The 12,720-nt window shown below is 39.2% G+C and carries 11 protein-coding genes; all 11 read right to left on the bottom strand.

What is annotated here, in order from left to right:
* Positions 1-2 precede the first annotated feature (2 nt).
* Positions 3-1,094 (bottom strand): dual-specificity RNA methyltransferase RlmN, encoded by a 1,092-nt coding sequence (rlmN, locus tag FS608_RS08570; RefSeq protein ID WP_144548965.1) that lies wholly within the window; start codon positions 1,092-1,094, stop codon positions 3-5.
* A 3-nt stretch (positions 1,095-1,097) separates the two neighbouring features.
* Positions 1,098-2,447, bottom strand: a complete 1,350-nt coding sequence (gene rsmB / locus FS608_RS08565) for a 16S rRNA (cytosine(967)-C(5))-methyltransferase RsmB (protein ID WP_144548963.1) — start codon at positions 2,445-2,447, stop codon at positions 1,098-1,100.
* Positions 2,448-2,449: 2 nt separating this feature from the next.
* The gene (gene fmt, locus FS608_RS08560) at positions 2,450-3,388 is read right to left on the bottom strand and encodes a methionyl-tRNA formyltransferase (RefSeq protein WP_144548960.1); all 939 of its coding nucleotides are present in this window, start codon (positions 3,386-3,388) and stop codon (positions 2,450-2,452) included.
* Positions 3,385-3,870 (bottom strand): peptide deformylase, encoded by a 486-nt coding sequence (def, locus tag FS608_RS08555; protein WP_144548958.1) that lies wholly within the window; start codon positions 3,868-3,870, stop codon positions 3,385-3,387. Before def ends, fmt begins: the two co-directional genes overlap by 4 nt.
* Positions 3,871-3,985: 115 nt before the next feature.
* Entirely contained in the window at positions 3,986-6,397 is a 2,412-nt protein-coding gene (gene priA / locus FS608_RS08550; RefSeq protein WP_144549402.1) for a primosomal protein N', read from the bottom strand.
* On the bottom strand, positions 6,384-7,607 hold the full coding sequence (coaBC, locus tag FS608_RS08545) for a bifunctional phosphopantothenoylcysteine decarboxylase/phosphopantothenate--cysteine ligase CoaBC (RefSeq protein WP_144548956.1): 1,224 nt from the start codon (positions 7,605-7,607) through the stop codon (positions 6,384-6,386). The genes priA and coaBC overlap by 14 nt, the downstream gene beginning before the upstream one ends.
* 192 nt (positions 7,608-7,799) lie before the next feature.
* A complete protein-coding gene (gene rpoZ, locus FS608_RS08540) occupies positions 7,800-8,018 on the bottom strand; it encodes a DNA-directed RNA polymerase subunit omega (protein WP_144548954.1) in 219 nt (72 codons plus the stop codon).
* Between the two features lies 1 nt (position 8,019).
* A complete protein-coding gene (gmk, locus tag FS608_RS08535) occupies positions 8,020-8,634 on the bottom strand; it encodes a guanylate kinase (protein ID WP_144548952.1) in 615 nt (204 codons plus the stop codon).
* A gap of 11 nt (positions 8,635-8,645) precedes the next feature.
* Positions 8,646-8,909 (bottom strand): extracellular matrix/biofilm regulator RemA, encoded by a 264-nt coding sequence (gene remA / locus FS608_RS08530; RefSeq protein WP_026566410.1) that lies wholly within the window; start codon positions 8,907-8,909, stop codon positions 8,646-8,648.
* Positions 8,910-8,969: 60 nt separating this feature from the next.
* Positions 8,970-9,845: a YicC/YloC family endoribonuclease gene (locus FS608_RS08525; protein WP_144548950.1), complete on the bottom strand. Its 876-nt coding sequence runs from the start codon at positions 9,843-9,845 to the stop codon at positions 8,970-8,972.
* Between the two features lie 106 nt (positions 9,846-9,951).
* A complete protein-coding gene (locus FS608_RS08520) occupies positions 9,952-12,630 on the bottom strand; it encodes a calcium-translocating P-type ATPase, SERCA-type (protein ID WP_144548948.1) in 2,679 nt (892 codons plus the stop codon).
* Positions 12,631-12,720 lie beyond the last annotated feature (90 nt).

The raw sequence follows: 12,720 nt of genomic DNA, 5'->3' as shown, positions 1-12,720 counted from the left end.
TGTCACCTCGTCTCCTCTTTCCGCTCCTTTGCACGAAGTTGCCCACATGCTGCAGCTATATCTGACCCCTGCTCTCGGCGAATCGTTACATTTATGCCGCGGTTTTTCAATGTTTTTTCGAAGGCAAAAATTTTATCTCTTGGCGTCCGTACATAATCCCTTTCAGGAACATAGTTAACAGGAATTAGATTCACATGGCATTTCAATCCTTTTAATAATTCAGCTAATTCTTCGGCATGCTCAACTGAATCATTAACTCCGCCAAAAAGACCATATTCAAAGCTGATTCGACGCCCTGTCTTATCGATATAATACCTTACTGCCGTCATTAAGTCATCAAGTTTATATGCCTTGTTAATAGGCATTAACCTCGATCGTAATTCTGTATTTGGAGCGTGCAGAGAAATCGCAAAATTAATTTGTGTGTCTTCATCGGCAAACTTATAAATCTTCGGTACAATTCCACTTGTTGATACGGTAATATGACGTGCTCCAATATTAAGCGCCTTTTCATGATTAATTATTTTTAAAAATGACATCATATTATCATAATTATCGAACGGCTCTCCAATACCCATAATAACCACTGAACTAACACGCTCATCTGTTTCATCAAGTGTTTGTTGGACTTTCACAACTTGAGCAACAATTTCGCCTGCTTCCAAATGTCTTTTTAATCCGCCCAATGTAGAAGCACAAAAGGTACAACCAATTCGACAGCCTACCTGCGTTGTGACACAAACTGAATTCCCATATTCATGACGCATTAACACGGTTTCAATGGAATATCCGTCATGAAGTTCAAAAAGAAACTTAATGGTCCCATCAGATGAGGTTTGTTGAATTGCCGTATTTAATGTAGTTAGTACAAAATTACTTTCTAACTTTTCTCTAAGGCCCTTCGAGACATTACTCATATCCTCAAAAGATGTAATTCTTTTTTTATAAAGCCATTCAAAGATTTGTTCGGCACGAAATGGCTTTTCACCATTCTCAGAAAGCCAATCCTTTAATTCTTGTAATTGTAATGAATAAATAGATTTTTTCTTTACTTCCGCTGTTGTGTTTGTCTCAGTTGTATTTAATTGTTCCAACTGTTACACCTTCTTTCTTAAAACTGCTATATAAAATCCATCTGACCCAATATCTTGAGGGAATATTTGCAAATCAAAACCTGTAATCAATGGCTGTATCGCTTCTGGCATTCGGTTTTTAAAAGTTACATCCCCCTCGAATTCAGGGTTATTCTCTAGAAATGTTTTAACTGTATATTCATTTTCTTCTTTATCGACTGTACATGTACTATAAACAAGAATGCCGCCTTTTTTCAGTAAAGGCGTTACGGACGTTAATAAGTCTTGTTGAATTATACTTAGCCGCTTTATATCCATCTCTGTTTTGGTATATTTCATATCTGGCTTTCTCCTCATAACTCCGAGTCCGGAGCACGGAGCGTCAAGAAGAATTCGATCAAATGATTCAATCTTAAACTTTTCTTGTAAATGTCTTGAATCAGAGACACTTGTTTTTATATTTTCTAAACCTAACCGCTTGGCATTGTCATTGATTAATCTTACCTTATGCTGATGAAGATCTACCGAGATCACTTCACCGGTATTGCCCATTTTTTCAGCAATATGGGTACTTTTACCACCTGGTGCGGCGCAGGCATCGAGGACATATTCGTTCGGCGATGCACCTAATGCATAGGCTGCAAGCATAGAACTTTCATCTTGGATGGTAAACATTCCGTATTTGAAGGAAATGGTTGAAGCAAGATTTCCCTTTAACGAACGAATGGCCTCAGGGATGATCGGGCTTTTTTCGATTTGAAAACCATCTTCCTCTAATATGGAAATACATTCGTCTCTTGAAATTTTTGTAAGATTAACTCGTGCCGTTTGCAATGGTGCGGTTAAGTTAACCTCACACATTTCTTTTGTCTTATCATATCCAAATTGATCTACCCACCTAGTAATAAGCCATTCCGGATGACTAGTTTCAAGTGCGAGTCTCTTATTTGGATCGGCAATTTCCGAAAGTGACAGGAGCCCTTCTCTTTGGATGCTCCTTAAAACACCATTTACCAAACTGCCAATTCCTTTATGACCGCGTTTTTTGGCAATTTCAACTGCTTCGTATATTGCAGCTCTGTCAGGTATTCGATCAAGGTAAACCATTTGATATAGCGTGAGCCTTAATAAATGGTGAACCCAATTTGCTAACTTTTTATTTTCTTTGACAAAAGGCTCTAAAAAATAGTCAAGCGCCATTCTTCTTTGTAATGTTCCATAGACTAATTCTGTTAAGAGACCGACATCTTTAGCAGGCAGCTCGTTTTTTTCAATGGTAGAATTTAGAAGTAAATTGCTGTAGGCTTGATTCTTTTCAATAGCTACTAACATGTCCATTGCGATGGTTCGTACATTATTTATTGTTGATGTCATTGCTATTCTCCTAGTCTCGTGCCTACTGAAATTTTAGAACCTCTTAAGAATTGTTCACATAGCATTTTTGATTTCCCAGAAGGCTGAAGTTCAATGATCTTAATGGCTGTATCATTGCCCGTACTAACAGTGAAACTATCAGTTTCTACCTTAAACACAGTACCAGGTACTTCTCCGCTCAGACCTGCTTCTTTCTTAGCTTGCCATATCTTTACCACCTGGCCATTTAAGGTAGTAAAGGCAACAGGCCAAGGGTTTAACCCACGAATATGGTTATAGATTTCTTCACCGGTTTTTGTCCAGTTAATTTTTTCCTGTTCTCGTTTAATGTTGGATGCAAAGGTCGCATTAGCATGATTCTGCGGCTTTGGCGTAAGTCGCCCTTCTAGAAGAAGCGGCAAGGTTTCAGATAATAACTTAGCCCCTGCGTCACTAAGTTTGGTGAAAAGTGTTCCGACATTGTCTTCTTCAGTTATTGGAACTTCAATACTTGTTAAGATATCTCCTGCATCTAATTTTTCAACCATATACATGATTGTCACACCGGTTTTCTGTTTTCCTTGAATAATAGCGTAATGGATAGGAGCGCCGCCGCGAAGTTCAGGAAGCAAGGATGCATGAACATTGATACAGCCGTATTTTGGGGATTCCAATAATTTATTTGGTAAGATTTGACCAAACGCAGCCGTAACAATTAAATCAGGTTTCAATGATAGGATCTTCTCGAGTTCTTGTTCGTGACGTATTTTTTCTGGCTGAAAGACCGGAATATCATGTTTTAAAGCCTCAACCTTTACTGGAGGAGGTGTTAATATCTTTTTCCTGCCAACTGGACGGTCTGGTTGTGTCACTACACCAATTACATCATATCCGTCATTAATAATTTGTTGTAAAACCGGCACGGAAAAATCCGGGGTGCCCATAAAAACAATTTTGGTCATTCAGCTTCTACTCCTTTTAACTCATCTTCCTCTAAATATCTTGTCACCTTTGTTGTAAATAAAATCCCATCAAGGTGATCGATTTCATGTTGAATGGCTCTTGCGAGGAAGCCCTCTGCTTCTAATGTATATTTTCTCCCTTTACGATCAAATGCCTCAATTTTAACAATATTGGGTCTTGTCACTTCACCAAATAATCCAGGGAAACTTAGACAACCTTCTGGTCCAGTTTGTTCACCAGATGTTTCTAAGATTACTGGGTTTATCATTTCAATTGTCCCTAATTCATCATCGATATCGACAATTGCAATGCGTTGGTCTAATCCAATTTGCGGGGCAGCAAGCCCTACCCCATCATATTCAATCATTGTGTCATACATATTATCAAGTACTTTGGCCAGCTTTCTATCAAACTTTACAACTGTCTTGCAAGTCTGTTCAAGTATTTCAGCTGGGTAATTTACTACTTTTAGGATTGGCAATTCATTTCCCCCATTAATGCCATTTTAAGAAAGGCGTAATTAAATTTTTTTATTGCTTACATTTTCACCAAAAATGCAAATTATTAACCTTTGGAAGCCTCAGGTCTTAAGCTGGTTACATTAAAATAAATGGATTCACATCTATTGTTACCAGTAAACCACTCTTTGTATCTGTTTGATATTGATCCAAAATGGTTTTTAACATTTTTGTCAAGTTCGGTTCCCGCTTGTATTTTATCAGACATTGATAGCGATATCTATTATTAATCCTAGGAATTGGCGAGGCAGCTGGCCCTAAAACGACTGCAGCATTAGAAACCTGGGACCGGACATAATTAACAATTTTCTCGGTAGCTGTGACGACTGTCATTAACTGTTCATGACTGACAGTAATCAATGATAGATAATAAAATGGTGGATAATGATGTGTTTTACGCATCATCATTTCTTGTTGATAAAAGAGATCGTAATCCTGTGTCCCAGCAAGCTCAACACTATAATGTTCAGGAGTGTAGGTTTGAATAATCACCTCTCCTGGCAATTGGTGACGTCCTGCCCTCCCACTTACTTGTGTTAATAATTGAAAGGTTTTTTCAGAGGCACGAAAATCTGGTAAATGAAGCATAGTATCAGCCGAAAGCACTCCAACTAAGGTGATATTGGGGAAATCCAAGCCTTTAGCAATCATTTGTGTCCCGAGGAGAATATCTGCTTTCCCATTTTGAAAATCGGTTAATAATCGTTCGTGGGATCCCTTTCGTCCTGTTGTATCCACATCCATACGAATGACCCTGGCTTCTGGAAGAATTTTTCCCAACTCATCTTCCACCTTTTGTGTACCAGTCCCAAAATAGCGGATATATTCACTGGAGCACTCTGGACATTGCGTCGGCACTTGGCTTTCATAGCCACAATAATGACATTTCATTTGTTCGTGAACACGATGGTAGGTTAGCGATATGTCACAATTAGGACAATTCATCACGTACCCGCAATCCCGGCACATCACAAATGAGGAATGTCCACGTTTATTTAAAAATAAAACAGATTGTTGTTTTTTTTCGATACGGTCCTTTAACATTTCAAAAAGCTTGCTTGAAAACATTGAACGATTTCCATTACGAAGCTCTTCGCGCATGTCAATGATCTCCACTGAAGGCAGGGATTGATTATTCATCCGATTAGGAAGTGATAAAAGATGATACACCTTCTTTTGAGCCCTAGCGAATGATTCGAGCGATGGGGTTGCACTTCCAAGTACCACTGGGCAGTGATAGTTTTTTGCTCTTTCAATGGCTACATCCCTGGCATGATAACGAGGCATTTCCTCCTGCTTATAGCTTGTTTCGTGTTCCTCATCAATGATAATGATGCCTAAATTCTCAAATGGTGCAAAAATTGCGGATCTAGCCCCAACTGCTACTTTTACTTCCTTACGTTGTATCTTACGCCACTCGTCATATTTTTCTCCTGCAGATAAACCACTGTGCAAAACAGCCACTAAATCCCCGAATCTTCCTTTAAAACGATTAACCATTTGAGGGGTAAGCGAAATTTCCGGTACAAGAACAATCGCCTCCTGTCCTCTCTCAATCACCTCTTGGATTGATTGGAGGTAGATTTCTGTTTTCCCACTTCCCGTTACACCGTACAGTAAAAATACCTCATGCCGATTGGATTCAATGGAGTTAAGAATTGGAGCAATCGCTGTTTGTTGGGAATTGGTTAATGGTAATGGCTTTGTTCTTTTAAACGTCTTATCTTCAAATGGATCACGATATACCTCCATGTCATACTCAATTAGGAGCTTTTTTTCGACAAGAGCTTTAATAGTTGAGGATGTCGTTTTTATTTCCGCGACCAGTTGTCTTGATTCGATTGGTTCAAAGTGATCGACAAAATAACTTAATACTTGTTTTTGCTTTTCTGCTTTCTTGGGGAAACTCTCAATGACCTCTTCTAATTCAGCAACAGAAGTTAATGGACGGACAAACTTAAGTTGTTTCTTTTTGACCTTTTCCTTAACAATGTATGTGACTTCCAGTTTTCCTTTCGCTGCCTCTTTTTGTAATAATGGAACCATTCCATTTTTTAATGCGACTTCCCAGTCAACTATTGCTTTATTTTCAAAAAGAGCTTGGAGGGGTTCTGATAAATCAGCCAGTTGTACCCCTTTAGCAAGTTTCACTTTTTTTTCATACTTTGCTTTTAATGCAGCGGGAAGCATTACCTGATAGGAAAAAATTTTAAAACAAAGTGTATGTTCGGTCAGCCAATCGCCTAGTTCTAATAATTCTTTATTTAAAACAGGCTCGAGCTCCATTGGCTCGATAATCTCTCTTAACTTTTTGAATTCTGAGTGTGATTTTAATGAAGTGACAAACCCTTGGATCTTCCGAGGACCGAATGGGACGATTACTCTCATTCCAGGCTGGATCACTTCGCTCCACTGCTCTGGAATCAAATAATCGAAAGCCCGGTCCGTTTGTTTTGTCGGTACATCCACAATCACGCTAGCTATTTCCATTTTCATCCATATCCTTCAAAAGGGAAGTAATTTCTTCTATAATCATTTTTGCTACATTACTTTTTGACATAAGTGGTAAATCGACTGGGTTTCCTGATCGTTTATACAGGGTCACAATATTCGTGTCTGTCCCAAACCCTGCCCCTTCCGCCTTCACATTGTTGGCGACAATCATATCAGCATTTTTGGCAGCTAATTTTTTTCTGGCATACTCTTCTACATTTTCCGTTTCAGCGGCAAAGCCAACAAGCACTTGGTTCTTTTTCCTCTTTCCCAGTTCCATTAGGATATCTTTTGTTCTTTCCAATTCAATACTCGAGTCACCAGCTTGCTTTTTTACCTTATGTTCATAGCTGGTTTTTGGACGGTAATCAGCAACAGCTGCTGTTTTTATGACAACATCCGCTAATGAATAATATTCCATAACAGCCTTGTACATTTCCTCAGCGCTTTCCACTTTCACCACTTCGATTCCTAAAGAAGCTGAAAGATTGACCGGACCTGAAACCAATACAACTTGAGCCCCTTGTCTCTTTGCCTCTTCAGCTAGCGCATACCCCATTTTCCCAGTCGAATGATTTGAAATAAAACGAACAGGATCAATCTTTTCACGTGTAGGACCTGCTGTTACCACAACCGTTTTTCCTTTTAATGTTTGGTGATCTTGGTTGATAAAAAATTCTCGGATGAGATCCACAATTTTTTCCGGTTCTTCTAAGCGGCCCTTTCCAACATAGCCACAGGCAAGATACCCTTCACTAGGTTCGATGAATTGATAACCATATTCCGCTAAAAGTGAAAGGTTTTTTTTCACAGCAGGATGATCGTACATATGTACATTCATAGCAGGGGCAATCCAAACAGGTGAGGTGGCTGCAAGCAGTGTTGTTGTTATCATATTATCAGCGATTCCACTCGCAATTTTCCCAATCGTATTTGCCGTAGCCGGAGCAACTAGAATTAAATCAGCCCAATCTGCTAAATCAATATGTGCAATGACTCGCGGATTGATTTCAACAAAAGTATCAACATACACTTCATTGCGGGATAATGCCTGAAAGGTTAATGGGGTAACAAACTTTTGAGCTGATTCACTTAAAATAACTTTTACTTGTGCTCCAGTTTGAACAAGCTTACTTGTTAGTGCTGCTGCTTTATAGACAGCGATTCCACCCGTCACACATAATAATATTTTTTTATCTTTCATCATCGCTTCCCCCGCTTCTTAGTCCATTAGTCTTTCTTTTATTATGCAAGAATGAATGCAATTTTTCATCTTTTACCTACTATCATTCGACAAAATCCACTAAATATTGAATCACCAAAATAAAAAAGGCTGACACGTAAGGTTTCTCCCTTTTGTCACGCCTTCTCTAATGATTTCTAATCATATAATTATATATTAATCAGCAGGTGCATCTGCCTTTTTAGAAATCCGGTACGTTAATTCACCACTATAAATTTCCTCAAGTGCTTTACCTACATGCTTATGGGAAACATATTTTGGTAATCTTTCATCCTTTACTTGGGACATTACCCGTGCACGTTTTGCAGCTACGGACACTAGTGAGTATTTAGAATCAATTTTTTCAAGCAACGAATCAATAGAAGGATATAACATTTTATTCAACCTCCAGCAATTTTTTATAGCGATGTTCTACACGTTCTCTACGGCAATGTTCTGCAGTGACAATAGCTTTCACTCGTTCACAAGCACGCTCCACCTGGTCATTTTCAACGACATAATCATATAATTCCATCATTTCAATTTCTTCTCGGGCAGACAACATCCGGTTTTGGATAATGTCATCTGTTTCTGTTCCCCTTGTGACAATTCGGTTCTTTAATTCGGATAAACTTGGCGGCATAAGGAATATAAATAAACCTTCAGGAAACTTTTCACGAACCTGACGGGCACCTTTTACTTCAATTTCTAAAAAGACGTCTTTTCCGGCATCTAGCGTTTCACGAACATAGTCCACAGGGGTACCATAATAATTGCCGACAAATTCGGCATACTCTAACAGCTTTCCCTGCTTTATTAAATGTTCAAACTCTGCCCTAGACTTAAAAAAGTAATCTACTCCATCAATCTCCCCTTCTCGAGGTGAGCGAGTTGTCATCGAAATGGAATACTCAAAAGCTGTATCCGGATGTGAAAAAATTTCTTTCCGTACCGTTCCTTTTCCAACCCCAGATGGCCCAGAAAGTACAATTAACAATCCTTTTTCCTGCATTTTCAAAAATCCTACCCTTCATCAATTATTTCATCTCGATCAGCTAAACGGTGTGCAACCGTTTCTGGTTGAACGGCTGATAGAATAACATGGTCACTATCCATAACAATTACTGCTCGTGTCCGTCTACCGTAAGTGGCGTCAATTAATGCCCCCCGGTCGCGGGCATCCTGAATAATTCTTTTTATTGGAGCAGATTCAGGGCTGACAATTGAAATAATTCGATTGGCAGAAACGATATTGCCAAATCCAATATTAATTAATTTAATCGACATGGTCTTCATCCAATCATTAATAATATATTTTGACCGTCTCAAACCATTTCTAAACAAGGTTCACTCGATATTTTGAACCTGTTCCTTCAGCTTCTCGAGCAAACTTTTAATATCAACAACCTGTTTAGCAATGTTGGAGTCATTTGCTTTTGATCCAATCGTATTTGCTTCTCTGTTCATTTCTTGAACGATAAAGTCTAATTTTCTTCCAATTGGTTCCATACTTTGCAGGGTATGCAAGAACTGTTGAATATGGCTTTTTAAACGGGTAATTTCTTCACTGATATCAGCTTTATCAGCAAAAACGGCAACTTCCGTTAATATCCTCGTTTCATCCAATTGGCCATTAACGAATTCTTCCATCCTTTTTGTTAAGCGCTCTTTATATGATTGAACAACGAGTGGAGCGAATTTTTGAAGTTCCATCACATTAATTTCTAATTGTGACAAGATAGCGAGCAAATCCTTTTTTAATTCATCTCCTTCTGCCAATCGCATTTGTTTTAATAAATTGGCAGCTTCCTCTGTTGCTTCTAGAACTAGCTTTTCAAGCTCATCATTGCCGATTTCACTTTCTTCAATATGTAAGAGTTCACTTCGACTAAGTAAATCCTGAAGTGTGACTATTCCTTCAACATTATACTTTTCACGTACCTGTTTGATGATTTGGGAATATTCATCAAGGAGTTTCCAGTCAACATGGACTTTTCGATTTACGCTGCCTTCACCCTCTAAGCTGACATAAACTTCAACTCTGCCACGGCGGATATACTGACTTAGTTTCTTTTTCAAACGATCTTCTATTTTTAATAGCTGCCTGGGCATGCGGATATTCATTTCACAAAAACGGTGGTTCACTGTTTTTATTTCCACATTAACAGAGAAAAAATCTGACTCTGCCTTAGCTCTTCCGAATCCCGTCATACTAGTTACCATTTTGTGCACATCCAATCTCCTGAAAAATTGATCTGCCCCCTAAATTTTTCAAAAAAGACAAAAGGTAATAGAGTGGAATCTATTACCTTTTGGATTATAACACACTTTATTTTGTTTTTCTTAACAAAAATGAACCAGCTAGTAAAAAAGTTGGAATCGATGATAACCCAACAATCAGAAGCCAATCCTTAGCTGCGATCGGGAGCGTATGGAAAACAGGCTGTAATGGCTGGTAATAGATAACAACCAGCATCAATACTAATGAAGATATCACCGCCCAAACAAGATACTGATTTCCAAAAGGATTTCTCGACAGAACTGATTTTTCACTACGGCAATCAAATACATGAATGAGCTGTGCCATTACGAGTGTTGCAAAGGCAACAGTTTGTGCATATTGCAACTGTGTCGGATCGTTATGATAGACAACCATGAAGGACAACAATGTTACAATCCCTATTAGGAAGCCCCGTGATACAACTTTCCAGCCTAACCCGCGCGAAAAAACACCTTCATCAGGACTGCGCGGCTTACGTTTCATCACATTTTCTTCTGGTCGGTCAAGTCCAAGTGCCATCGCCGGCAAACCATCTGTTACCAAATTAACCCAGAGAATTTGGATAGGGATTAGCGGGAGCGGCAGCGCTAAAACCATCGCAAACAACATGACCAAAATTTCACCAACATTGGAAGCTAGTAAGTAGCGGACAAATTTCCGGATGTTTTCGTATATATTTCTACCTTCAACAATCGCTGCTTTAATTGTTGCGAAGTTATCATCCAACAGTACTAGTGCAGATGCCTCTTTTGCAACATCTGTACCGGTAATTCCCATCGCCACTCCAATATCAGCCGCTTTAATGGCTGGAGCATCATTTACTCCATCACCCGTCATCGCAACAATATGGCCGCGATTTTGTAATGCTTTGACAATTTTCAGTTTATGCTCTGGAGATACCCTGGCGAAAACGGAAACATCATCAACGACTTCTTCCAATTCTTCTACAGACATTTGCGATAGGGCATTTCCATCAATGACCCTACTCTTATTGGTTATGATTCCAAGTTGGGAGGCAATTGCTTTAGCAGTGATCACATGGTCACCGGTTATCATAACTGTTTTTATGCCTGCTTCCTTACATTCCTTGACCGCTTTTTTCACTTCAGGTCTTGGCGGGTCTATCATTCCTTGGATACCAATTAGGGTTAGATTCTTCTCTGCCTCATGCTCACTTAAAATGACTGTATTAGCCTGAATTGGTTTAAAGGCAATCGCAATCGTTCGAAGAGCCTGTGACGCAAGACCGTTTATTGCCTCTTGTACTTTAACCTGTGTTTCTTTATTTAAAAATTGGGTTCTCTCGTCCCAAAGGACAGATTCACTAATTCCTAATAGGACATCTGGTGCCCCTTTGGTGACAATGAAATTCCGTCCCTGCTTGTCTTGAACATGCACACTCATCATCTTACGTGCTGAATCAAAGGGGAATTCTTTAATAATTGTAAATTCATCTAGTAATTTTGGACGATCAAAACCTGCTTTCATAGCACTTACTAATAGTGCTCCTTCAGTTGGATCTCCATCAAGAAAATAATCATCATCCCTGACAACTAAATCAGAATGATTGCATAACATCCCAAAAATCAGCATCTGCTGCAATGCCTTTTCATCTTTAGGATTTATATTTCGTTCATTTCTATAAAAATTTCCTTGGGGTTGATAACCGACCCCATCTACAGTCCAGGTTTGCCCCCCGCTCCATAAGTGAGTAACGGTCATTTTGTTTTGCGTCATCGTTCCCGTTTTATCTGAACATATGACCGATGCACAGCCGAGTGTTTCAACCGCTGGAAGCTTCCTAACAATCGCATTTTTCTTAATCATTTTTTGGACACCAAGGGATAATGCTACTGTGACAATCGCTGGGAGCCCCTCCGGAATGGCGGCAACAGCAAGTGAAACACCTGCTAAAAACATCTCATAAATGTCGTGGCCCCTTAAAACACCAACCACCACAACCAAAACAGTTAACAACAATGCGACAGTTATTAAAATTTTCCCCAATTGTTCTAAACGCCGCTGTAATGGTGTATCCTGTGTCTCTGCATTTTGGAGTAAATCAGCAATTTGCCCCATAGCTGTTTTCATTCCTGTTGCAATGACGACTCCAACACCGCTTCCCCTCGTAATCATTGTACCCATAAAGGCAATATTCTCCATATCACCTATTCCTGGGTTTGGATTAGCTAATGATTCGATATGTTTAGAAACAGGAACAGACTCACCTGTAAGGGCCGATTCTTCAATCTCTAAACTTTTTGATTCAATTACCCTCACATCTGCACCAATTCGGTCCCCGCTAGTAAACTTCAAAACATCCCCAATAACAATTTCTTTCGATGGGATCTTGATCCACTGTCCATCCCGAAGCACCGAAACTTGTGGAGCAGATAATTCCTTTAAAGCCTGAAGTGATCTCTCCGCTCTTCTTTCTTGAAAGAAGCCTAGAAAGCCATTAATAATGACGATGGCGATAATCGCAATGGCATCAATGTATTCGCCAAGCAACCCAGATATAAGTGTAGCAGCAAGCAAAACTAAAACCATAAAATCCTTAAATTGACTAAAAAATAAGAGTAAAGCTGATTGCTTTTCTCCTTCGTCCAATTCATTTAGACCGTGCAGCTTCACCCGTTTTTTTACTTCTTCCTGCGATAATCCAGAAGAAAAGTCGGTTTCTAGGGCCTTTTCTACTTGATCTATCTTCATTTCATGGAATTTCATCCGACCATCTCACTTCCCCCTTTAAATACCTATAAATACATACTCTAAAGAAAGCTTATTCAGGGTCGTCCCAAAAAATGCTATGATATA

Source organism: Bacillus sp. X1(2014), from assembly GCF_007678255.1.
This window is presented reverse-complemented; position numbering and strand designations above follow the sequence as displayed.

Coding starts and splice junctions, on each gene's coding strand:
- rsmB (WP_144548963.1), bottom strand. CDS start 2,447: ATGACATCAACAATAAATAATGTACGAACCATCGCAATGGACATGTTA.
- fmt (WP_144548960.1), bottom strand. CDS start 3,388: ATGACCAAAATTGTTTTTATGGGCACCCCGGATTTTTCCGTGCCGGTT.
- priA (WP_144549402.1), bottom strand. CDS start 6,397: ATGGAAATAGCTAGCGTGATTGTGGATGTACCGACAAAACAAACGGAC.
- coaBC (WP_144548956.1), bottom strand. CDS start 7,607: ATGATGAAAGATAAAAAAATATTATTATGTGTGACGGGTGGAATCGCT.
- rpoZ (WP_144548954.1), bottom strand. CDS start 8,018: ATGTTATATCCTTCTATTGATTCGTTGCTTGAAAAAATTGATTCTAAA.
- gmk (WP_144548952.1), bottom strand. CDS start 8,634: ATGCAGGAAAAAGGATTGTTAATTGTACTTTCTGGGCCATCTGGGGTT.
- remA (WP_026566410.1), bottom strand. CDS start 8,909: ATGTCGATTAAATTAATTAATATTGGATTTGGCAATATCGTTTCTGCC.
- FS608_RS08525 (WP_144548950.1), bottom strand. CDS start 9,845: ATGGTAACTAGTATGACGGGATTCGGAAGAGCTAAGGCAGAGTCAGAT.
- FS608_RS08520 (WP_144548948.1), bottom strand. CDS start 12,630: ATGAAATTCCATGAAATGAAGATAGATCAAGTAGAAAAGGCCCTAGAA.